At 67.7% G+C, this 21,909-nt stretch carries 23 protein-coding genes, 2 pseudogenes and 1 other annotated feature; of the genes and pseudogenes, 10 read left to right on the forward strand and 15 right to left on the reverse strand.

Annotated features, from left to right (window positions below; genetic code table 11):
- The first annotated feature begins 154 nt into the window (after window positions 1–154).
- From M2437_RS14980 to M2437_RS15010, 7 genes and pseudogenes are all read left to right on the forward strand, one after another.
- The gene (locus M2437_RS14980; protein ID WP_253387902.1) at window positions 155–631 is read left to right on the forward strand and encodes a tellurite resistance TerB family protein; all 477 of its coding nucleotides are present in this window, start codon (window positions 155–157) and stop codon (window positions 629–631) included.
- Between the two features lie 138 nt (window positions 632–769).
- On the forward strand, window positions 770–1,156 hold the full coding sequence (locus M2437_RS14985) for a CidA/LrgA family protein (RefSeq protein WP_003604394.1): 387 nt from the start codon (window positions 770–772) through the stop codon (window positions 1,154–1,156).
- The gene (locus M2437_RS14990) at window positions 1,153–1,869 is read left to right on the forward strand and encodes an LrgB family protein (RefSeq protein ID WP_012254862.1); all 717 of its coding nucleotides are present in this window, start codon (window positions 1,153–1,155) and stop codon (window positions 1,867–1,869) included. The genes M2437_RS14985 and M2437_RS14990 overlap by 4 nt, the downstream gene beginning before the upstream one ends.
- A gap of 50 nt (window positions 1,870–1,919) precedes the next feature.
- Window positions 1,920–1,975 (forward strand) — a sequence feature (sul1 is cis-regulatory element that is thought to sense ions involved in sulfur or methionine metabolism; They are found in Alphaproteobacteria).
- Window positions 1,976–2,046: 71 nt separating this feature from the next.
- Entirely contained in the window at window positions 2,047–3,552 is a 1,506-nt protein-coding gene (locus M2437_RS14995; RefSeq protein WP_253387903.1) for a SulP family inorganic anion transporter, read from the forward strand.
- Between the two features lie 165 nt (window positions 3,553–3,717).
- Window positions 3,718–4,822: pseudogene (locus M2437_RS15000) on the forward strand (alpha/beta fold hydrolase).
- Window positions 4,823–5,340: 518 nt separating this feature from the next.
- Window positions 5,341–6,612, forward strand: a complete 1,272-nt coding sequence (locus M2437_RS15005) for a glycosyltransferase family 2 protein (RefSeq protein ID WP_253387905.1) — start codon at window positions 5,341–5,343, stop codon at window positions 6,610–6,612.
- Window positions 6,609–7,328, forward strand: coding sequence for an HlyD family secretion protein (locus tag M2437_RS15010; protein WP_499006850.1), 720 nt, complete (start codon window positions 6,609–6,611; stop codon window positions 7,326–7,328). Before M2437_RS15005 ends, M2437_RS15010 begins: the two co-directional genes overlap by 4 nt.
- Window positions 7,329–8,318: 990 nt before the next feature.
- Here M2437_RS15010 and rsmA read toward each other — a convergent pair.
- The 4 genes from rsmA to modC all read right to left on the reverse strand — a co-directional run bounded on the left by rsmA (window position 8,319) and on the right by modC (window position 12,653).
- The gene (gene rsmA / locus M2437_RS15015) at window positions 8,319–9,209 is read right to left on the reverse strand and encodes a 16S rRNA (adenine(1518)-N(6)/adenine(1519)-N(6))-dimethyltransferase RsmA (protein WP_253387907.1); all 891 of its coding nucleotides are present in this window, start codon (window positions 9,207–9,209) and stop codon (window positions 8,319–8,321) included.
- Window positions 9,210–9,217: 8 nt separating this feature from the next.
- Window positions 9,218–10,267, reverse strand: a complete 1,050-nt coding sequence (gene pdxA / locus M2437_RS15020; RefSeq protein WP_253389628.1) for a 4-hydroxythreonine-4-phosphate dehydrogenase PdxA — start codon at window positions 10,265–10,267, stop codon at window positions 9,218–9,220.
- Between the two features lie 23 nt (window positions 10,268–10,290).
- Window positions 10,291–10,995, reverse strand: coding sequence for a nucleotidyltransferase domain-containing protein (locus M2437_RS15025; RefSeq protein WP_253387908.1), 705 nt, complete (start codon window positions 10,993–10,995; stop codon window positions 10,291–10,293).
- A gap of 563 nt (window positions 10,996–11,558) precedes the next feature.
- The gene (modC, locus tag M2437_RS15030; protein WP_253387909.1) at window positions 11,559–12,653 is read right to left on the reverse strand and encodes a molybdenum ABC transporter ATP-binding protein; all 1,095 of its coding nucleotides are present in this window, start codon (window positions 12,651–12,653) and stop codon (window positions 11,559–11,561) included.
- Between the two features lie 200 nt (window positions 12,654–12,853).
- Between modC and M2437_RS15035 the strand changes: the two genes are divergently transcribed.
- Window positions 12,854–13,510 carry a glutathione S-transferase gene (locus M2437_RS15035; protein WP_253387910.1) on the forward strand — a complete coding sequence of 219 codons (657 nt, stop codon included), beginning with the start codon at window positions 12,854–12,856 and terminating at the stop codon, window positions 13,508–13,510.
- A gap of 172 nt (window positions 13,511–13,682) precedes the next feature.
- Here the strand turns inward: M2437_RS15035 and M2437_RS15040 are convergent, their stop codons facing one another.
- From M2437_RS15040 to M2437_RS15065, 6 genes and pseudogenes are all read right to left on the reverse strand, one after another.
- A complete protein-coding gene (locus tag M2437_RS15040) occupies window positions 13,683–14,042 on the reverse strand; it encodes a TonB C-terminal domain-containing protein (protein ID WP_253387911.1) in 360 nt (119 codons plus the stop codon).
- A gap of 239 nt (window positions 14,043–14,281) precedes the next feature.
- Entirely contained in the window at window positions 14,282–15,007 is a 726-nt protein-coding gene (gene modB / locus M2437_RS15045; protein WP_085856174.1) for a molybdate ABC transporter permease subunit, read from the reverse strand.
- A gap of 85 nt (window positions 15,008–15,092) precedes the next feature.
- Window positions 15,093–15,343, reverse strand: a pseudogene (locus M2437_RS15050) (BrnA antitoxin family protein).
- Between the two features lie 5 nt (window positions 15,344–15,348).
- Window positions 15,349–15,582, reverse strand: coding sequence for a hypothetical protein (locus M2437_RS15055; protein ID WP_003605770.1), 234 nt, complete (start codon window positions 15,580–15,582; stop codon window positions 15,349–15,351).
- Window positions 15,583–15,823: 241 nt separating this feature from the next.
- On the reverse strand, window positions 15,824–16,042 hold the full coding sequence (locus M2437_RS15060; protein WP_012254849.1) for a hypothetical protein: 219 nt from the start codon (window positions 16,040–16,042) through the stop codon (window positions 15,824–15,826).
- 60 nt (window positions 16,043–16,102) lie between these two features.
- Window positions 16,103–16,621: a GAF domain-containing protein gene (locus M2437_RS15065; protein ID WP_253387912.1), complete on the reverse strand. Its 519-nt coding sequence runs from the start codon at window positions 16,619–16,621 to the stop codon at window positions 16,103–16,105.
- Window positions 16,622–16,704: 83 nt separating this feature from the next.
- On the opposite strand from M2437_RS15065, the gene M2437_RS15070 reads away from it, so the two are divergent.
- Window positions 16,705–16,827, forward strand: coding sequence for a hypothetical protein (locus M2437_RS15070; protein ID WP_277570327.1), 123 nt, complete (start codon window positions 16,705–16,707; stop codon window positions 16,825–16,827).
- Window positions 16,828–17,032: 205 nt separating this feature from the next.
- On the opposite strand, the gene M2437_RS15075 is transcribed toward M2437_RS15070, so the two are convergent.
- The gene (locus tag M2437_RS15075) at window positions 17,033–17,869 is read right to left on the reverse strand and encodes an alpha/beta fold hydrolase (RefSeq protein ID WP_056153590.1); all 837 of its coding nucleotides are present in this window, start codon (window positions 17,867–17,869) and stop codon (window positions 17,033–17,035) included.
- Between the two features lie 246 nt (window positions 17,870–18,115).
- Window positions 18,116–18,688: a fasciclin domain-containing protein gene (locus M2437_RS15080; RefSeq protein ID WP_012254846.1), complete on the reverse strand. Its 573-nt coding sequence runs from the start codon at window positions 18,686–18,688 to the stop codon at window positions 18,116–18,118.
- 123 nt (window positions 18,689–18,811) lie between these two features.
- Between M2437_RS15080 and M2437_RS15085 the strand changes: the two genes are divergently transcribed.
- Window positions 18,812–19,732, forward strand: coding sequence for an oxidoreductase (locus M2437_RS15085; protein WP_182569729.1), 921 nt, complete (start codon window positions 18,812–18,814; stop codon window positions 19,730–19,732).
- 108 nt (window positions 19,733–19,840) lie between these two features.
- Here M2437_RS15085 and M2437_RS15090 read toward each other — a convergent pair whose 3' ends face one another.
- The 3 genes from M2437_RS15090 to M2437_RS15100 form a co-directional block, all read right to left on the reverse strand.
- The gene (locus tag M2437_RS15090; protein WP_253387913.1) at window positions 19,841–20,557 is read right to left on the reverse strand and encodes an endonuclease III domain-containing protein; all 717 of its coding nucleotides are present in this window, start codon (window positions 20,555–20,557) and stop codon (window positions 19,841–19,843) included.
- 65 nt (window positions 20,558–20,622) lie between these two features.
- Window positions 20,623–21,216, reverse strand: coding sequence for a DUF892 family protein (locus tag M2437_RS15095; protein ID WP_253387914.1), 594 nt, complete (start codon window positions 21,214–21,216; stop codon window positions 20,623–20,625).
- 24 nt (window positions 21,217–21,240) lie between these two features.
- Window positions 21,241–21,888, reverse strand: coding sequence for a TetR/AcrR family transcriptional regulator (locus M2437_RS15100; protein ID WP_100213319.1), 648 nt, complete (start codon window positions 21,886–21,888; stop codon window positions 21,241–21,243).
- Between the last annotated feature and the right edge of the window lie 21 nt (window positions 21,889–21,909).

Below are 21,909 nucleotides of genomic sequence, written 5' to 3' on the forward strand. Positions count from 1 at the left end.
CGTACGCTTGCCATCCCACGCCGCGGCCGCACCCTGTGCAGCCGCACCACGGCGAGGCCGGAAATCCTGTGATGGGCGGGCTTCGGCGCGCTCCGTGCTTGACCCCGTCCCGCCCGGCACCGACGGTGGCGCGCAAAATCGGACGGGAACGGACATGGCCCTCCTTCAGCGGCTTCTCTCCTACGCCTCCTCGGCCTTCGGCCTGCCGGCCGCGGCCGAGACGGTGCCCGATGGCAGCGAGGAGCATCTCGCGGCGACCGCGCTTCTCGTCCACGTCGCCCGCGCCGACGGCGTGCTCGATCCGGCCGAGGGTGAGCGGTTGGTGCGCCTCGTGCGCCGCCGCTACGCCGCCAGCGACGCGGAAGCCGCGAGCCTGATCGAGCGCGCCGCCACCTTCGAGGCGCAGACCCGCGACATGACGAGTTTGGTCGAGCTGATCGGCAGCGACGGCAGCAGCTCGGAAGAGCGGGGACGGCTGCTTGCCATGGCGTGGTCGGTGGCCGGCGCCGACGGCGATCTGCACGAGTTCGAGGAGGCCCTGGTCTGGCGTCTCGGCAAGCTGCTCGGCTTCGACGAGCCGGCGATCACGGCGGCCCGCGACCGCAGCTTCCGCGAGCCCGCCGGCGCGTGACGATGAAGCCGGATTTCGAAAAGGCGAGCCTTTTCGCGGGTCCAGGCGCGGGTCCAGGGCAGAGCCCTGGGACAAGATCGCGGCGCCGCCCCGTGACCCCGCCAAAGGGATGATCCCTTTGGGATCTCGGACGTTTCGATGATCGTCAGCCTGACCCTGATCCTGCTCGCCCAGCTTGTGGGCGAAGTCGCCGCCCGCGCCGCCGGCCTGCCGGTGCCGGGGCCTGTGATCGGCATGGCGCTGCTCCTTATCTTTCTGGTGCTGCGCGACCGCACGCAGCCGGCCTCGAACCGCTGGCTGCCGCCGCCGCTGGTCGATGGCGGGCTGGAGGGCACCGCCAAGGGGATGCTCGCGCATCTCTCGATCCTGTTCGTGCCGGCCGGCGTCGGCATCGTCGGCAAGCTCGACGTGCTGGCGAGCCACGGGGTGGCGCTCGCCATCGTGCTCACCCTCTCCGTGACCCTGACCCTGGCGGCGACGGTGCTCACCTTCGTCGCGGTCTCCAAGCTTCTGGACCGCCGATGACCGGCGAGTTCGCGCTTTGGGTCTATCTCAGCCACACGCCGCTGCTGTGGCTCACCGTGACGCTGCTGGCCTACGCGGTGGCCGACCGCCTGTTTCAGGCGGCCGGGCGCCACCCGATGGCCAACCCGGTGATCCACGCGATCTGGATGATCGGCCTCGTGCTGACGCTGACCGGCACGCCCTACCGCGCTTATTTCGAGGGCGCGCAGTTCGTGCACTTCCTGCTCGGCCCGGCCACGGTGGCGCTCGCCGTGCCGCTCTACGAGCGGCGGGCGACGGTGATGCGCGCGCTCCTGCCGATGCTCGCCGCCCTTCTCGTGGGCTGCGTCACGGCGATGACCTCGGCGCTGGTCTTCGCCAAGCTCGTCGGCATCCCCTACGACGTGCGCCTCGCCATGGCCCCGAAATCCGTGACCACGGGCGTGGCCATGGGCATCGTCGAGGCGCTTGGCGGCGACCCGACGCTGGCCGCCGTGCTGGTGATGCTGACCGGCATGGCCGGCGCGGTGATCGTCACGCCGCTGATGCGGACCCTGCGCATTGAGGACATGCGCGCCCGCGGCTTCGCGGCGGGTCTCGCCGCCCACGGGCTCGGCACCGCCCGCGCCTTCCAGGTCAGCGAAGTCGCCGGCACCTTCGCCGGCATCGCCATGGGGCTCAACGCGTTCCTGACCGCGGTTCTCGTACCGGTGGCGGTGAGTTTCTTGCGCTGACCCCCCGCATTGCGCTGCGGCGCAGCACGCCGTAAACCCCACCGCAATCGCTCGGACCCGGTGCAAGCCCGGGTGGCTCTTCCGGCCGCCGATCCGCCGGACCACGCATTCGCGACGCTGCTCCTCACGCCCGCCCAGCCGGCGGAGCCTAGCGTCCCTCTGCGGATATTTTTCTCGATGTCATCGACTCCCACCACTGCCCGCGGGCGGTTCGCATCCTCGTGGTTCGGCAATTGGTTCGCCAACCCTTGGGCCGACATCCTCTCCGGCATCGTCGTCGCGCTCGCCCTGATCCCCGAGGCGATCGGCTTCTCGGTGATCGCCGGGGTCGATCCGAAGGTCGGGCTCTACGCCTCCGTCGTGATCGCCTGCGTCATCGCCTTCGCCGGCGGGCGCCCGGCCATGATCTCGGCCGCGACCGCCGCCACGGCGGTGGTGATGGTCGATCTCGTGCGCGACCACGGCGTCCAGTATCTGTTCGCCGCCACCATCCTGATGGGCGTGTTCCAGATCCTGGCGGGGCTCGCCCGGCTCGGGCGGCTGATGCGCTTCGTCTCGCGCTCGGTGATGACCGGCTTCGTCAACGCGCTGGCGATCCTGATCTTTTTGGCGCAGCTGCCCGAACTCACCGGTGTGACACCGGCGACCTACGGGCTGATCGCGCTGGGGCTCGCGATCATCTACGGCTTTCCCAAGCTCACCCGCGTGGTGCCCTCGCCGCTCGTCGCCATCGCCGTGCTGACGGCGCTGACCGCGTATCTCGGGCTCGACGTGCGCACTGTCGCCCATCTCGGCGCGCTGCCGACCACCCTGCCGAGCTTTGCCCTGCCGGACGTGCCGCTGACCTTCGAGACCCTGCGCGTCATCCTGCCCTACTCCGCGACGCTCGCCGCGGTCGGCCTGCTGGAGAGCCTGCTCACGGCGCAGATCGTCGACGACATGACCGATACCGGCAGTTCCAAGAACCGCGAATGCATGGGCCAGGGGCTCGCCAACATGAGTTCGGCCGTGTTCGGCGGCATGGGCGGCTGCGCGATGATCGGGCAATCGGTCATCAACGTGTCGTCCGGCGCCCGCGGCCGGCTCTCGACCCTGGTGGCCGGCAGCTTCCTCCTCGCGCTGCTGGTCCTGTTGCAGGATCTCCTAGCCATCGTCCCCGTCGCGGCGCTGACGGCAGTGATGATCATGGTCTCGCTCAACACCTTCTCCTGGCGCTCGCTCCTGGCGCTGCGCACCAACCCGCTGCCCTCCTCCCTGGTGATGCTCGCCACTGTCGCGGTGGTGGTCGCCACCCGCGATCTGGCCATCGGCGTGCTCGTCGGCGTTCTGCTCTCGGGCGTGTTCTTTGCCGGAAAGGTCGCGCGGATGAGCCGGATCACCGCCGAGCTGTCGCCGGACGGGCGCACGCGCACCTACCGGGTGGCGGGCCAGGTGTTCTTCGCCTCCGCCGGCAGCTTCGCCGAGGCGATCGATGTCCGCGAGCCGGTGGAGCGGCTCGTCATCGACGTGCACGCGGCGCATTTCTGGGACATCTCGGCGGTCGGCGCCCTCGACCGCGTGGTGATGAAGGCCCGCGCCAACGGCAAAACCGTCGAGGTCGTGGGCCTCAACGAGGCCAGTGCCACCCTGGTCGAGCGCTTCGGCCAGCACGACAAGGCGGAGGCGTCGCTGCCCGCCCATTGAGGGGCCGGTCGCCGCCTTCCCGTTCCAGCCCTGGTTGTGCGCCGCGGTCAAACCTCGCTAGTGTCGGCGTGCGACCCTCCGGAGCGTCGCGATGCGGTGTCACCCTGACGATGCTCAGGATGGCCAAATCTGAGGTCGAGCCGGCCCGTTGTCCTGCGAGGCGCCGTGTTTCCCTTTGACCCCTCCCGTCAGAGCCGGCGCCGCGTGAGCCGCAGCCTCACCCGCACGACGCGGCAAATGACAGGGCAACTCACGCGCTCCCTCGAGAGCGCCGCCAAATCTGTCACGAAGGCCGTGACCCGCTCGACCGAGCAGGCGATCCGGGAGACGCGCAAGGCGACGGTCCGATCGGTGAAGCGGACGGTCCGCGACACCGAAAAGGCGGTCGTAGCCGCCTTCACCGCGCAAGGGGCCGAGGTCGCCCGCAAGCCGCCCGGCCAGTTCGTCACGGTCGATGGAATGCCGGTGCACGTCATCGTGCGCGGACGCGGCCGGCCGGTGGTGCTCGTCCACGGCAACGGCACCATGGCCGAGGATTTTGTGATCTGCGGCCTGATCGACCGGTTGGCGGCGCGCTACCGGGTCATCGCGATCGACCGGCCCGGCTTCGGCTACACGGGCCGTCCCCGCCACCGCCTCTGGACCGCTCAGGCTCAGGCCGTGCTCCTGCACCGGGTGCTGGAACAGCTCGGCGTCGAGCGCCCGCTCCTCGTCGGGCATTCCTGGGGCACCATCGTCACCCTCGCGCTCGCGGCCGACGGGCGGCGCCCGTTGCGCGGACTCGTGCTGCTCTCAGGCTCCTACTTTCCGGGGCATCGCACCGACGCGGCCCTGATCGCCCCCTTGGCCGTGCCGGGCCTCGGGGACGCGATGCGGGCCATGGTGCCGGCGAAGGTGAGCGCCTCGCTTACCGGGCAATCGTTCCGGCAGGTGTTCTGGCCCCAACCCGTGCCGGCCCGCTTCACGGCGCGTTTCCCGATCGAGATCGCGGCGGCGGCGACACAGTTGCGCGCGGTCTCCGAGGACGCCGCCTCGATGAACGCCGCCGTCACGGGGCTCCAGCGTCGCTACGCCGGCCTGACGCTGCCGGTCTCCATCCTGGCCGGGGACGCGGACGCGATCGTCAAGGCCAGCGAGCACTCGGTGCGGCTGCACACGACGATCCCCGGCAGCACGCTCCGGCTCCTGCCCGGCCTCGGCCACATGATCCATTACGGCGCGCGGCCTGAAGGTCGAGCGCGCGATCGACGACCTGATGAAGCTCACATAAACAAGACGCAACATTTCTCGAAGCCCTTCAGCAGCTGAAGGTGAATTGGGCTGAGCTTTACCGCGTCGAAGAGAGCATTCCGATTTCCAATGCTGCTTGGCTGCTAAGCGTCAAGCAAGCGCGTTCGTTCGCCCACGCCTGCAAGCGCTGGCCGGCATAACGCCACGCGAGCTGAGGTCTGTCGACGTAGAGTGTACTCAGGTGTCATGAGAGCAGGGTTGAGCTTGGGGTGGTGCTGAGCCTGCAGACTGGGCCATGGTCGTGATCGATCACGGACTTACAAAAGTTGACCCACTCTCAGGACTCGAAGACCCGGCAAGGTATGTCGCTCAGCTGCTGTCGCCAGAAGGTACGGCAAAGTTTCTGTAAGGCCCTATTGCTGAGCTTACGCCGCCGGCCAGCCACCCATATTCGCTTATCTAGAGTTTTTACCCCATACTACCGGAGGTCACGCTGCTCTCTGGATAGCTAAGCCGAAGCGAATAACACGAACGACGACCAAACATTTGAGGTGATCGATGTTCGCGATGCTGTATGTGATCGCTGATACGAATTGGCTTTTGCTTGCTTTTTCCGCCCTTATGTTCGATCTGCCCCGCTACACGTTTTCGCTCCTTTCCTGGTCATTGGTCGGCATTTTCAGGAATTCGCGACCTGGCGATAGGCAGGTCCAGGCGGCCGTGAGCGTGATCATCCCGACCTTCAATGGTGGTTCGGGGCTTGCTCCGACGATCGCCTCACTCCGCCAGCAATCCTTGTCACCACTTGAGATTATCATCGTCGACGATGGCTCCACGGACGATACGCGTGCGGTCGCAAACCGAGCGCGCCAAGACGGCTTGGTGGACATGGTCATTTGCCACGGGACGCGCTGCGGCCGCAGTGCCGCGATCAACGCAGCAGCGAGGTTCGCGAGCGGCGATCTCATCTTCACAATCGATGCCGATACAGTTCTTGAGCGCGACGCGATCGCACGGCTTGCTCATGCGTTCAGCGATCCGCGCGTGGCCGGCGCCTGCGGCAACATCGCGATTCGCAACGAGAGCGCGTCGCTATGGACGGGGCTGCAGAGCGTCGAATATATGATGTCGATCAGCGCTGGAAAATCTATTCTCGATGTTGTCGGCGCGATTGCCTGCCTGTCCGGCGCATGTTCGATGTACCGGCGCGATGTCTTCGCGCGGCAAGGCGGCCTTGATGTCGGCCCTGGCGAGGATCTCGAGTTCAGCCTGCGGTTACGGCGCCTCGGTTATCGGGTCCGCTTTGTGCCAGATGCCTGGGCTGAAACGGACGGTCCGGTGGCAGCCGTCGGTCTTCTGCGCCAGCGCGCGCGCTGGGATCGCGACGCGTTGCGCATCCGCTCCATGATGTATGGAGAGCTTAGCTTCTTCCATCCACTGGAGCGGCTTCCGGACACCCTCCAGCGACTGGACTTCATCGTCTTCGATTTGATCCCGACGATGAGCCTCCCGTTTTATTCAATGTACATTGTGATTTTGTTCGGACCGTCTCACGCTATCCTCTTTATTGGTGCAATATATTTCCTTTTGCTTTGGATTTCGCTTTTCAATATGGCGCTGGCGTTCGTTCTATTCAGCAGATCGCCGAGTTTTTTCAGCCTTGGAGCGGCATTTATATTCCCATTCTACCAAGGAATTTACATGAAATGCGCCCGCTTCTTTTCGTATTCGTCGGAAATCCTCTTCGCCACCTCGCGGCGTGATGACTACGTGCCGCCGCGCGTCCGCCGTGCGCTCTTCGCAGACGAGGTTGGAAAGGTGGTCTCATGAACGTTCGTATCAACCGCCTGGACCCGAATGTGCCGGATCCCGTCGAGAGCCGCCGGCGCGCCGCCGGGCGGGTCGTGCGCATTGCCTACGCCGTGGGCATCTTCGGCGTCCTTGGTTTCTTCGTCGTCTATTTCGGCGCACCCTTCGTCTTCCTCAGCGGTCCCGGAATCGTCTCCTCCCCGCGCCACGTGCTGTCGCTTCCCTTCACCGTGCAGGTCAACCGCATGAACGTGAGGCCCGGCTCCACCGTGAAGGCCGGCGATGAAATCGGACAGGTGTACTCGCCCGAGCAGGAGACCATCGTCGCGACCTACATGCGCGCGCTGTCGGATATCGCCGGCCGCAGCGCCGAACTGCGCGTCAAGGCGCGCGTAGCCGCGGAATCGCTCGAAGCGGCGCGGGCGTATCAGCGCGAAACCGAAACGGCTCTGGAACGCATCGCTGCGATGGCCAGCACGACGACGACATTTCGCGTCCAAATGCTCCGTGAGCGCGCGCTCGCGAACAAGGACGTCATCTCGCAGCAGGCCGAGGCCGAGGAGGCCACGAAACAGCTTGTCTCTCTCGATGCGTTCAGCAAACAGATCCACGAGCAGCTAGACGAGGTGAAGCAAAACTTCAGATCCGGTCGGGTATTCGCTCCCGTCGGCGGCATCATCTCGACAGGAACTGGCCCAGACCGGCCAGTCACTCGTCGCCGGCGCGCCGATCGCTGACATCCTCAACCCAAACGATGTCTATGTTGACTGGTATATCCCCAACGAGCGATTAATCGATCCTCGGATTGGAAATGATGTATTTGTGCTTTTCGGACACCGCCGCATTCCCGGAAAGATCACAGAGATTCTGCCCGTTTCTGCCGTATTCGGAAGCTCACAACAGCTCACCTTGCGGGATCGTCCGGCGACTCAAATCGCTCGCATACGTTTCACCTCTGATGCGTCAACGCCAGCCCTTAACTCTACAGTATGCGTTCATATGCATTACAGCAAAATTTCAACAGATATCTCCCGTTCACTGATAAAAATTTGTGGCCTAGATTGAATTATCTATTAAATTCTCACCGAGATGTCCCAATGAATATCGAGGCAGGCCAATCATCATGCCCGCTCTGTGGAGCGGAGCACTTAGAAATCACTCCAGTTTTACATCACATGATTTGCGCTTAATATTGGCCCGCAGTACGATTTTGCTGCAGTGCCTAACGGGTACGCTTGCCCCAAATGCAGACGCAGTATCGTGTCGGACGACATGGCTTGCGAAATTGTTGGCGTAAGCGCGCGTTGCACCGCATGCGGCAAGGAAATGATCGTTTCGCCGTAATGAGAGCATGCCCAATATTCCGGCAAACCTCCGCCGAGGCGGACCAGCCTCTCCCGGCCAGGATCTGCCAAAGCCAGCCCACCGTACGGCCTGGAAGCGGACCTTCCGGCCTTCTGCAATGGGTCGAAAGTTAGCATTTCCCGGTCGCGCTGAAGGCGCGACCGGCGGTCAGGCATCACAGGTATGGTTTCGCACCCACGGGGCTCCTGGCTTCCATCCGTGTTCGGCACAAGGACCGGCCCATGAGCGGGCCCTGATGAAAGACGAGCCCATCGGCGGCCGCGGACTTGGACAGAGACCAGCACCGAGTTCGTGACGGATGGCCATGCCGGAGGCTGGCCGCCAACTCCGTCAAAAGTCATCGCCCGGTCCCGGAAGCTCGGTTACAGGCCGCTTTCACGCGATCCCCCCGCCGCCAAGGCCCGCGCCATCGCCACGAACCCAGCGACCGGGATCTCCTCCGCCCGCGCCGTCTCCGGTAGGCCGGCGGCGGTGAGCAGGCGGATGGGGTCGGGGGTGGCGGCCTTCAGGCTCTGGCGCAGCATCTTGCGGCGCTGGCCGAAGGCGGCGCGGGTCACCCGTTCGAGGTCGGCGATCCGGCAGGGCAGCGGCTCGGGCCGCGGGCGCAGGTGGACGACGCTGGAGGTGACCTTCGGCGGCGGCACGAAGGCCGACGGCGCTACGTCGAACAGAATGGTGGCCTGCGTGCGCCAGCCGCACAGTACGCCGAGCCGGCCGTAATTCGCCCGGTCCGACTCGTCGGCGACGATGCGCTCGGCGACCTCGCGCTGGAACATCAGCGTCGCCGAGTCCCACCACGGCGGCCAAGCCTCGTCGCGCGTGTCCGCGCCGAGCCAGCCGGTGAGCAGCACGGTGGCGACGTTGTAGGGCAGGTTCGCCACGATCCGCACCGGCCCGTCGCCGACCAGCGGGCGCGGGTCGAAGCCGACCGCGTCGGCATCGATCACGTCGAGCCGGCCGGGGTAATGCGCGGCGATCTCGGCCAAAGCCGGCAGCGCGCGGGGATCGCGCTCGATCGCCACCACGCGCTTGGCGCCCGCCGCCAGCAGCGCCCGCGTCAGCCCGCCGGGGCCGGGACCGACCTCCACCACCGTCACGCCCTCGAGCGCCCCCGCCGAGCGGGCGATGCGGCCGGTCAGATTGAGGTCGAACAGGAAATTCTGGCCGAGCGCCTTCTTCGGCTCCAGCCCGTGCCGCCGCACGACCTCGCGCAGGGGCGGCAGGCCGTCGGTGCTCAACGCTTCGGTGCTCATCGATCGCTTCAGGCGCGGACGGGGAAGGGCAGGACGGTGTCCGCCGGGCGGTGCGCGAGGCGATGCGCCAGCCGCAGGGCGGCGATCAGGCTGTCCGGCTTGGCGATGCCTTTGCCGGCGATGTCGAAGGCGGTGCCGTGGTCGGGCGAGGTGCGCACGAAGGGCAGCCCCAGCGTCACGTTCACGCCCTCGTCGAAGGCCAGCGTCTTGACCGGGATCAGCGCCTGATCGTGGGTGGGGGTGAGCGCCACGTCGTAGGTCGCTCGCGCCCGCTCGTGGAACAGGGTGTCGGCCGGCAGCGGCCCGCGGATGTCGATGCCCTCGCTGCGCAAAACCGCCACGGCAGGCGCCAGCACATCGCGGTCCTCGGTGCCCATGGTGCCGGATTCGCCCGCATGCGGGTTGAGGCCCGACAGGACGAGGCGGGGATGTTCGAGGCCGAAGCGGGCGCGCAGGTCGGCGTGGACGATGCGCGCGGTGCGCTCGACCAAACCTTGCGTCAGCAAGTCCGGCACGCGGCGCAGGGCGACGTGGATCGTCACCGGCACCACGGCGAGGGTGTCGCTCCAGATCATCATCACCGGCAGCGGCGGCTCACGCCCCTCTCGTGCGGCGAGTGCGGCCAGAAACTCGGTATGGCCCGGATGGGCGAAGCCGACCCGCGTCAGCACGAACTTGGCAATGGGGTTGGTCACCACAGCCGAGGCCGCGCCGGAGCGCACCAGATCGACGGCGGCGGTGATCGACTCGACGATCGCGCCGGCATTGGCCGAATCCGGCGCGCCGGGTGTCGCGATCACCTTGGCCCCGCTCGGCAGCGGCAGCACCGGCAGGGCGCGGGGAAACACCTCGCAGGCGTCGTCGGGCTCGACCTCGGCCACGGGCACCGACAGGCCGAGCCGGTAGGCGATGGCTTCCAGGAATTCGGGATCGCCGATGAGCTGGAACGGCGGCACCCCCCGCTCGCTCCGCAGCTGCCACGCGGCGAGCGCGATCTCCGGCCCGATCCCGGAGGGATCGCCGAGGGTGAGGGCGAGCGGTCTGTCGTCGGAGGCCATGGGGGACCTATACAAGGTTTCGCCTACAATGCCTGCGCCCAGGCATGTCCGGGATGCAAGCGGTCGAGACCCTCGCGCAGCCAGCGCCGTTCTGCGTGGGTGAGATGCGGCAGGGCCCGCTCGAAATCGGCCGCGTCCTTGTCGCGCCGATGCTTCGCCTTGAACAGCAGGACGGCGGCCGGCCCGAGATAGGGGATGCCGTCGGGCGTCGACGCCACCATTTCCGCGCGAGGATGCCGGATGGCCGGGCAGCGCCGGCAGACCCAGACGTCCGGCTCGCCCGGCTCGATCATCAGATCGACCCGCCAGCGGGCGGCGCGGGCATCGAAGCACCAGATCTGGAGAATGTGAGGCGGCGGCTCTGCGCCTTCAGGCAGGATCTCGAAGCGACCGTCGGCCACCGTGTAGAGCGTCATGTCCGATAGGGCTTGGCGGAAGACCCCGACATCGTCGCGCAGCACCGTGAATTCGAGGTCTTCGTGGTCGCGGGTCTGGTGCCCGTGCCACAGGTCGAGGGCCCAGCCGCCGACGACGCACCAGGGCCGCGCCACCGTTTCCAGCCGCCGCGCCAGTTCGCCCGGATGCCAGGGCGACCAGTCGTTCTCCGGCGGTGCGCTGGGGTTGCGTCTATCGGCGGTTCCGCTCGCGGCCACCACGCCATCGCTGCCGTCTCGGGAGCGCCCCGAGCCGACATGGGCCGAATCCGGCGCGCCGGGCGGGGCGGTCACCTTGGCCCGCTCGGCAGCGGCAGACCGAGCCGGTCGGCGGCGGCTTCCGGGAATCCGGGCAGGAATTCTGGATCGCCGAGGGCGAGCGGTCGGTCGTCGGAAGCCATGGCGGGCTTATAGCGCGGTTTCACTGATCGCCGAGGCGATGTGCGGAGCGGCTGGGAGGTGGGCGTCGCTGTGCGATCCACCCATGGCGGCAGAGGACCGGGCGAAGAGACGATCGTCGCAAAAATTGTCGTTGCCGCCGCTTCGCGCATTCTTAGAAAGTCAGAAGGGATGGTGAAGGGGGGCTGAGGATGAATACGCGCCAACAACGCTCGCTTCGCGAGCCGCGCGCCCGTCACGAGGCCTGGATCAATCGGCGCTCTCCCGCAACAGCCAAGGCTATTTTGTCGGCGCGAGAAAGGTCGGCGCAGCGCAATACAGAAGCCCACCTTCCGGCTCTGAACGACAACCAGACGAAACCGGCCGAGTGACCTCCGCATCGTCGTCGACACCCCGCTCAGCTTGGGCGCGACGGGTTGTCCGGTTCCGATGGGCTGACCCGCGCCCCGGCGCTCCCCTCAAATCTCGATCCGCCCGCCCCCCGGCGCCTCGCCCGCATCGAGCGCCACGCTCTTCACGATGGCGAAGACCGGGCTCCCGACCGTGAGCCCCAGGTCGCGGGCGGAGGCGCGGGTGAGGCGGGCGGCGAGCGTCGCCCCGCCGCAAGCGACCTCGACGAGGCAGGCCGTCCCCTCCTCCCGAAGGGCGGCGACACGGCCCGGCAGGACGTTGCGGGCGCTCAACGCTTCGGGCCGGGCGAGCGCCAGCAGCACGTCGCGGGCGGGCACCCGCAGGTTGAGGCGGCGGCCTTGCGGAGCGTCGATCAGCGGCAGGTCGAGCGGGCCGGCCGGGCCGGTCAGGCGTGTCAGGCCGGCCTCCGGATCGTGGCGCTCGACCCGCATGGCGAGCACGCTGCCGGCCTCCGCGCCGTCGGGAATCAGGTCGGGCCGGCGCAGCACGGCATCGACCGGGCCGCTCGCCGCCACGCGGCCGGCCTCCAGCACCACCACGGTCGAGGCGAGGCGCGCCACCTCCGCCACGGAATGGCTGACATAGACAATGGGCAGGCCGGCCTCGTCGCGCAGGCGCTCGATATAGGGCAGGATCTCGCGCTTGCGGGCCTCGTCGAGGGCCGAGAGCGGCTCGTCCATCAGCAGCAGCCGCGGGCGCGCCAGCAGCGCCCGGCCGATCGCCACCCGCTGCCGCTCGCCCCCCGACAGGCCGGCGGGGCGCCGGTCCAGCAGCGGGCCGATGCCGAGCAGGTCCGCCACCGCGTCGAGGCTCGGCCCCCCTGCCCCGCGGGAGAAGAGGCGGCCGAAGCGCAGGTTCTGCCGCACGCTGAGATGCGGCATCAGCCGCGCCTCCTGGAACACGCAGCCGATCCGCCGCCGATGCACCGGCACGCGGATGCCGCGCGCGGTGTCGAGCAGCACCGTACCGTCGATGGCGATGCGCCCGCGCTGCGGCTGGGCCAGCCCGGCGATCAGGTCGATCACCGTGGTCTTGCCCGAGCCCGAGCGCCCGAACAGGGCGGTAAGGCCGGCGCCCGCGCTGAAGGCGACATCGAGCGCGAAGCCGTCGCGGCGGAGCGAAACGTCGATGGCGATGGTCATGGCGCGATGGTCATGGCGCGATGGTCATGGGGCCTCGGCTCGCACGATGCTCTCGCCTTTTGTTTTGCATCATCTTTTTCCGAAAGCCGGTGCCCACCTTTCGGGACGATGCTTGAGCTTCCCAGAAAAACCGATGCGGCGACAAGGGGCCCGATGCGCGCGCTGCCGAGTTGTCGGCGCAGGATCGAAAAAGGCAGGCGATGATCACCGTCCACCATCTGGAGAACAGCCGCTCGCAGCGGGTGCTGTGGCTGCTCGAAGAGCTGGGGCTCGACTACACCGTGAAGCGCTACGAGCGCGACCCCGCGACGATGCAGGCGCCGCGCGAACTTCGCGCCGTGCATCCGCTCGGCAAGTCGCCGGTGATCGCGGCGGACGGGCATGTGGTGGCCGAGACCGGCGCCATCGTCGAATTCCTGACCGCCCGCGCCGACGGCGCCCTAGTGCCGCCGGCCGGCACGCCGGAGCGCGCGTGCTACACCTACTTCCTGCACTACGCGGAAGGCTCGGCGATGCCGCCGCTGCTGCTGAAGCTGATCTTTTCGCGGCTCGCGCCCGGCAGCCCCGCCCTGCTGCGCCCTCTGGTTCGGGCGATTGCGGGGAAGGTCACCGGCGGGTTCGTCGATCCGGAGCTGCGCCGCCATGCCGCCTACTGGGAGTCGGAGTTGGCCGAGCGCGCGTATTTCTGCGGCGCGGACTTCACCGCCGCCGACATCATGATGAGTTTTCCCCTCGAAGCCTTTGCCGCCCGCGGGACCGGGGCGGGCCCGCTTCTGACGGACTGGCTCGCCCGCATCCACGCGCGGCCGGCCTACAAGCGGGCCCTGGAGCGGGGTGGGCCTTACGCCTACGCGTGAGATGGGCGATGCGGGTGTGGGTGGCGGGCGCGGTGTCCGAAGGAGGCCGCCGCTTCGCCGATGCCGGCAGGGCCATCCGTCGCCATCGGGGGCCGGACAGCGCGGGAGCCGCCGGCGTTTTGGCGGGGATCGGTTCGCCCCCGAGGACGGCAGAGTCCGGGAAGCAGACCGCTCAACGAACGCGTATTGGAATAAAGGCCTTGATCGACTCCGGTCCGCAGGCTGGCAAGGGTGGAAGGCGCAGTCCCACCGGAAAGGCAAGGAGGACTTCCTGGTCGAACCAGGGCGATCTTGATCGCCGCGCTGTTTCGGAGGCGATCAGTCGGCCATTCTTGTCGATCGTTATGGCGATGACGGTCACGAGGTCTATGTGAGGGGCGTAGATCCTCGACCGAGCGAGCCTGGCAGCAATTGGATAGATTTTTTCTTTGTATTCGGATATTTCAGGACCGTCCCATGTGCGGCAGATAGACTTGGCGGACGCATCGGGTGAGGTCATCATCCATGCCAAAAGCATGATGGTGACTGCCATTCCTTTTGTCGATGCCGAGGGAGTGAGCATGGGCGTTCGCGTCGCGGAGTGTCTTCGATCGGCTCGACACCGTCGTTATCCTTTGGATAGGCGTGAACGGCCGAGCTTAAGCAAACTGCTCCAAAAGTTGTATCATGTCAAAGTAATACTATAGATTGCAACGATTGCCGAGCCATGGCGTATGGCAACCGTAGATCTCTGCGTGACGGGCGGCACGACCTAGATCCAGGAATGAGCGCCTACCGCCCCGCCCCGATCCGCCGGCTCATCCGCCGCGCCAGCCCCTCGGAGGCGACCAGCGCCAGCATCGAGACCGCGACCGAGATCAGGGTGAGGCGCAAAGCCCCCGCCTCCCCGCCCGGCACTTGGGTGAGGGTGTAGATCGCCGAGGGTAGGGTCTGGGTCTCGCCGGGGATGTTGGAGACGAAGGTGATGGTCGCGCCGAACTCGCCCATCGCCTTGGCGAAGGCGAGCACCGCGCCCGCGAGGATGCCGGGCAGGCTGAGCGGCAGGGTCACGCTCAGGAACACCAGCGGCGGCGCGGCGCCGAGCGTCGCCGCCGCCTGTTCCAGCTTGCGGTCCACCGCTTCGATCGACAGGCGCATCGCCCGCACCATCAGCGGCAGGCCCATCACCGCGCAGGCGAGCGCCGCGCCGGTCCAGCGGAACGAGAACACGATGCCGATTTCGGCGAGCCACGCGCCGAACACGCCGCGCCGGCCGAAGGCGAGCAGCAGCAGGTAGCCCGTCACCACCGGCGGCAGGATCAGCGGCAGGTGGACGAGCCCGTCGAGCAGGGCATGGCCGGGGAAGCGCCGCCTCGCCAGCAGCCACGCCAGCAGCAGGCCCAGCGGTAGGCTCGCCAGCGTCGCGACAAGGGCGACGCGCAGGGAGAGGAGGAGCGCCGTCGTCTCGTCGGGGCTGAGGCCGAGCCACGCCGAGGGCCAATCCGCCAGCCCGCTCACGGCGCCGATCCCCGCGCGGCGCAGAAGCCGGGCGCGGTCATCCGCCGAGGCTCGCCCTCACGACCCTGTCCTCAAAGACTTGTCCTCAAAGACCTGCGGCGGCCTTGAGGGCGGCGTTGATGCGGTCCTGCCAGCCGGGGCCGTCCTTCTGGTAGTGCTCCAGCACGGCCCGGTCGATGCGCAGGGACACCGTCTCGCGGGTGCCGGGAATGAGCGGTGCCCTGGGCGGTGCCGGCGCGGCCTCCTCGGGGGCTTTGCGCGTCGTCACCGCGCGGAGAAGGCGGCTTCGGCGGCTTGGCGCGGGTCGCTCGGGCGGCGGGTACGGTCGATGGCCATGGGGGTCAGGCCGTCGCTTTCTTGCGGCCGCGCTTGGGCGCGGGCGGGTTGGCGGCGCGCTCCGCGGCCTCCTCCGCCTCCTTGGCGAGCCGCAGGGCCCGCAGGCGCACGGTGCGCTCGTCCACCGCTTTGACCGCGGCCAGATGCTCAGCCATGGCCTGCTGCCCCTCGCGGGCCATACGCTCGGCCCGTTCCGCGCGCTCGGCGGCGCGGGTCTTGGCGTCGATATCGTCGCTCATAAAAGATCTTTCGACGAGAACTCGCGCCGCGTGAAGTCCCGGCGGCGGCGCGCGGCGTCCCGACGCGGGAAAGGTCGGGCGCGGGACGGCAAAGAACCCCGAGCAGGACCATCGAGGATTTCTGCTCGAGACTTAGCACGAAAGCACACGCAATGACCAATTCAGCCAGGGCAGGGCTGGTTTTCCCCCGCTCATCGCAACGTTTGTGAGAAAGAGGCCGGTCCGCTCGATCCGGCTCCGATCAATCCCGATCCGCGCGCCGCAGGGACCAGTGCAGGACGCCCTGCGCATCGACGAGCCACAGCGCGTTCGCCCGCTCGTCCTTGGTCGAGAGATCGTGCGCGTTGGCGAGCCGGACCGCTTCGCTCGGGCTGGCCGCCGTGATCGTCTCCTCGAACAGCGGGGGGCCGATCTGGCCGTCGGGGGCCCGGCAGGCGCCTCTGAGAACGAAAACCGGCATGCATCCTCCTGATCCACGCGGTTTATCCCCGAACGGGCGGCCGGTCACCCGTGCCGGCCCTCAGGGGATGGCCGGTTCGGCGCTCTGCGGGGCGCGCAGCCGGGCGACGGCCACCGTGGCTTGGTGGGCCAGCGCTTCGAGGCGGGACACCGTCGTCGTGTCGAGCCAGACCATGGCGCACCAATAGGCGCCGAGTGCGGCCACCGGCTCGGGCGCACCGATCGGGACCATCACGAGACTTCGGATCGCCTTGTAGGCATAGGCGGCGGCCGGGATGCGGGGATCGCTGCCGACATCCAGGATGACGGCCGTCTCCCGGTTCTGCATCGCCCAGCCGGAAACGCAGATATCGAGCGGGAAGCGGCACCCCTTCCACAGGGGCTCGATCGCATCCTCGGCGACATAGGCGCAGACGTCCTCCTCCCGCAGCACGACGGCGATACCGTCGGAGCCGGCGATCCGACGGGCCGTCTGCGCCAGGACGTCGACGACGTCCTCCAGGGACTGAGCCGCGGCCATGAGCTCGGCGGTCCGCATCAGATGCGGGTTGGCCTGGGAGCGCTCATCTAACATCGCCATAAGGTAGGGCGCTTGGGCCGATTCGTACAGGCGGCCCGTCCGTAGAGCGACGCGCGGGAGGCAAAACCGGGACACGAAGCATGATGATTGCCGCCGTCCCGCCGACGGAACTGCCGCTCGACGCCAAGATCCACGAGAGGATCCGCGAGAAGATCCGCGAGCGGATCGCCTTGGCCGGTGTCCCGGGACTTGAGTGTGCCGGATGAGACTTTCGAATTGCCACGCTTTGCTGCGCAGCCCGTTCGACTTGATTGTCGCTGACCGGCAGCGAAGGCCATTTGCGACCCTCGCCGGCCCAACTATGCATGGGGCGGGTGTCCCGCACGCGCCCCCAATCGTCGGCCGCCGGGGCTGTGAACCGCTCCCCGGCGACGATGCGCAGAACCGCTGAAGGCGGAGCCGGCGCCCGGCTCAGCCGCGGATGAAGGCGAGGATGTCGGCGTTGAGCTGGTCCGCGTTGACCGTGAGCATGCCGTGCGGAAGGCCCGGATAGGTCTTCAGCGTGCCGTTGCGCAGGAGCGTGATCGATTTGCGCGCCGCCGCGACGATCGGCACGATCTGGTCGTCCTCGCCGTGGAGCACCAGCGTCGGCACCGAGATCGCCCGCAAATCCTCGGTCTGGTCGGTTTCCGAGAACGCCTTGATGCCCTCGTAATGCGCCTTGGCCGAGCCCATCATGCCCTGCCGCCACCAGTTCCGGATCACGCCGTCTCGAACCGCCGCACCGTCGCGGTTGAAGCCGTAGAACGGGCCGGCGGCGACATCGAGGAAGAACTGGGCGCGGTTGTCGGCCAGCGCCTTGCGGAACCCGTCGAAGACCTCGATCGGCAGGCCCTCCGGGTTGGCCTCGGTCTTCAGCATCAGCGGCGGCACGGCGCTCACCAGCACCGCCTTGGCCACGCGGCCCTGCGGCTCGCCGTGCCGGGCGACGTAGCGCGCGGCCTCGCCGCCGCCGGTGGAATGGCCGATATGGACGGCGTTCCTGAGATCGAGATGCTCGGCGACCGCCGCGGCGTCGGCGGCGTAATGGTCCATGTCGTGGCCCTCGGAGACCTGCGCCGAGCGGCCATGGCCGCGCCGGTCATGCGCCACGACGCGAAAGCCTTGGTGCGCAAAGAACAGCATCTGCGCGTCCCAGTCGTCGGACGAGAGCGGCCAGCCGTGATGGAACATGATCGGCTGTGCGTCTTTCGGGCCCCAATCCTTGTAGAAGATCTCGGTGCCGTCCCCGGTGGTGATCGTCGCCATGCTCGCCTCTCCTCACGGTGCGGTGGTCCGGAGCGGCCTTCGGCTCCGGGTGTGGCTTGACGGTACGAGGATGGTCCCGGGGCGCGGTTTTGAAAATGGGAAACGACGGAAACCCATCGTTTCCGGAGGTGGTATTTGCGCGGGATCGCGATGCCCGCCGGTCGAGCCCGTGAGATCGGGGGCGAACGAAAAAGCCCCGGCCCAGACGGGCCGAGGCTTCGCGCGTCAACGCATCTCAGCGGAGAATCAGGGCTGAAGCACGCCGTTGATGACGTGGATCACGCCGTTCGACTGCATCACGTTGGCGATGGTGACGGTGGCGGTGTTGCCCTTGGCGTCCGTCACGAACACCTTCTTGCCCCGGGCCTGCACCGTGAGCGGCTCGCCCTGGACGGTCTTCAGGCTGGCTTCCCCGCCGCCCCGCTTGGCCAGAGCCATCAGATCCTTGGCCGTGTAGGTGCCCGGCACGACGTGGTAGGTCAGGATTCCCGTCAGCGTCGCCTTGTTCTGCGGCTGCACCAGGGAATCGACCGTGCCCGGCGGCAGCTTGGCGAAGGCGGCGTCGGTCGGCGCGAAGACAGTGAAGGGGCCGGGGCCGGAGAGCGTGTCGACGAGGCCCGCCGCCTTCACCGCCGCCACCAGCGTGGTGTGGTCCTTCGAGTTCACCGCGTTCTCGACGATGGTCTTCGAGGCGTACATCGGCGCGCCGCCGACCATCGGGTTCTTGGCGAGCGCCGCCGTCGGCGCGGCGGCGAGGCTGAGGGCGAGCGCAGCGCCCAGGGTCAGCGATTTGGTAACCGAACTGCGGATACGGAACATGGTTTCCTCCTGTGCCCGTGCCCCGTCTTGTCCGGGGATCACGCCGCCCATTACGGAGCCCGCGCGCGATCGGTTTCGCGCGACCGGTCTTTTTTCGACTCGACGCGTGAGGAGCGCCGCTCGATGGCGAGACATCCCTGGACCGCCGCCGACATCCCCTCGCAGGCCGGTCGCCGCGCCGTGGTGACGGGGGCGAGCGCCGGGCTCGGGTTCGAGACGGCGCGGGCGCTGGCCGGGGCGGGGGCCGCGGTGGTGCTGGCGGTGCGCGATCTCGAGAAGGGGGAGCGCGCCGCGACGGCGATCCGGCGGGAGCATCCCGCTGCCGCGCTGTCGCTGCGCCGGATCGACACCGCCTCGCTCGCCTCCGTGCGCGCCTTCGCGGCGGAGTGGCCGGCGGAGTGGGCGATCGACCGGCTCGTGCTCAATGCCGGCATCGCCGCGGTGCCCCGGCGCGAGGAGAGCGTGGACGGGTTCGAGCGGCAACTCGCCACGAACTATCTCGGGCATTTCGCGCTGACCGGGCTGCTGCGGCCGGCCCTGAGCCCCTCGGCGCGGGTGGTGTCGGTGTCGAGCGTCGCCCATCGCAGCGGACGAATCCGGTTCGACGATCTGCACTGGCGCGAGATCTACGGGGCGCAACGCGCCTACCGGCAGAGCAAGCTCGCGCTGCTGATGTTCGCCCTCGAACTCGACCGGCGGCTGAAGGCGGCGGGATCGGGCATCGCCTCGCTTGCAGCGCATCCGGGGCTCGCCCGCACCGAGGTGTTCCGCCGGGGCGACCGGGCCGGCGCGTTCCAGCAGGGAGCGGGACGGGCGATCTTCTCGCTGATCGGCCAGCCGGCGGCGCAAGGCGCCCTGCCGATCCTCTACGCGGCCACCGCGCCGGAGGCGGAGCGCGGGGGCTATTACGGACCGGACGGCGTCTGGGAGGCCCGCGGCTACCCGAAGCCCGCCGCGATCGCGTCTCAAGCCCTCGACCGCGCGGCAGCCGGGCGGCTCTGGGCGGTCTCGGAGACCCTCACCGGCGTGCGGTTCGCGCTGTGAGGGAGGCTTCGGTGTACCCCGAAGCCGACAAGCCGGTCACGCAACCGATCGCTCTTCATTTCGGGATGTTCGCAGAACCGCACTGACGGAAACGGCTCCGCTTCGAGACTATGCGGTGCGATGGTCGGCGTACCAGTCGCAATGCTTCGTCAGCGGGCAGTCTGCGCATTTCGGAGTTCGGGCGACACAGATCTTCATCCCATGCTGGATGAGCCATTCGTGCGCATGGCGCTTATGGCGCGCCGGGGTTTGCGCATTGATGAGATCGGCCGCTTGCTTGGCCGAAGTCGTGTCCACGACACCGAGACGGTTCAGGACGCGAAGGACATGCGTATCGACCGCGATGCTGTCTTCCGGGAAGGTGAAGTTCATCAGGATATCGACGCATTTGCGGCCGACCCCTTGCAGCTTTATCAGGTCGTCCCGGTTGTCGGGTATGTTTCCGCCGTAGTCTTCGATGATCTGGCGGGCCATTTCCTTCAGGTTCTTGGTCTTGCGGTTGTAATGCGCGACCGGCTTGATGATGCGACGCAATTCGTCGTCCGGCAGATCGCGCAGCTCCTCGAAGGTCGAAACCTTTTCATAGAGCGGCACGGCCGCGTTCACGACGCGCTGGGTGATCGTCATCGTGGACAGGCACACCGACACGAGGCTCTTGAACGGCGTCGAGGACAGGCCGTTGGTCATCCACGGATCGTCGGTTTCATCGAAGGTCGTGTAGGTCTTGCTCAGGATGCCGTACATCGCATCGAGGTCGCGCTTGGCTGTCACCGGTGCGGCGGCGCGGCGGGATGTGTTCTGCGAGCGGGATGGGGTCGCCGGCATCGAAGCCTCCGGGCGGTCGAACCGGCCCCGATGAGGGACCGGCCGCGCCATGTGCGGTTGCGGGATCAGGCGGCCTTGCGCGCTTCGCCGGCGGCCTTGGCGCGGATCGTGTCGCCGACCTTGGTGAACCGCTCACGCAGGGCTTCACAGGCCTTGCTCATGGCCATGAAGCTGTCCGCTTGGTCCGCGTAGCCGAGCTGCTTGGCAAGGGCCCCCTGCCCTTTGAAGGCACCCGCATAATAGTCCAGGCCGGACTGCGTGCCGGCGACAGCGCTGAGGTCGAGCAGGTCCTGATCGGGCGCGGCCTTGACCATCTCGGACGTCCCGTTGCCGACGCCTTCCATGATGCGATCCTTGAAGCCGTTCGGCTCGGTGCCGAGCTCGTTCAGGAAGCCGACGAAATGGGTCTCCTGCTTGCCGGCGGTCTCGCTGTACTCTCCGAGAAGGGCCTTGAGGTCCGGGTTGCGGACCTTGCCGGCCAACGCCTTGCCGGCCGCATCGCCCTGCTCGCTCGCCGATCGCAGCGCGTGCAGGCCGGCGATATGCCACTTCGTGAAATTGTCGTCTGCCATGATCGCTTTCGCCCCCGTTTGAGGTTTTGAAACGCCCGGTCGCCAGTGCCGTACACTGCCCTCGAGCGATTGGACGATATCGTCCATTTCCTGCAAACGGATGCCGGCGCGCTAAGTTCCGGGCGTTTCGCGCCTGAGCCAGCCCTTGGCTTCAAGGAGCAGGATGGCATCGTCCACGTCGTCGGCGCATCGCTGCCGGAGAGGCTCGATGTCGGTACCGAAGGCCGCCTGAAACGAGATCGGCTGGATGGCCAGCTCCACGAACCGCTCGGCCATTCGGATCATGTCTTGGGACGCTTCGCCTCCGCCGGCAGGATCGAGGGCGGCGAGAACACAGCGCACAGAGCCCTCGAAGCTGACCCGGTACGCCATTCGCGCGAGGTCCGGGAAATTCGGGGCTTCCGCTGCCGTGATCCGCATGAGGGCAATGCAGCGCGGCACCAGGAGGTTTTCCGCCAAACCGCGCCCGACATGGCGCAGCCGTTCCCGGACGCCGACGCCGGTTGGGCTCGCGGTCAGCTCATCGAACATGACGTGGATCGAGCGGCGGACGACAGCAGCGAACAGCGCTTCCTTGTCCGGGAAGCGACCGTAGAGTGCGGACTTGCCGGTCCCCGAGCGCCGCGACACCTGATCGAGCGTCGTGCGACCGAATCCCTGTTCGAGGAACAGAGCGGTGGCCGCTTCCAGCATCCGTTCCTCGGCAACGCCCGCTTCGGCGGCCGGTGGTCGTCCCCTTCGCGGCTTATCGGCAATCATCGATTTCCGTGTTCATCCGGG

It is taken from the genome of Methylorubrum pseudosasae (assembly GCF_029504475.1).
Lineage (GTDB): Bacteria > Pseudomonadota > Alphaproteobacteria > Rhizobiales > Beijerinckiaceae > Methylobacterium > Methylobacterium extorquens.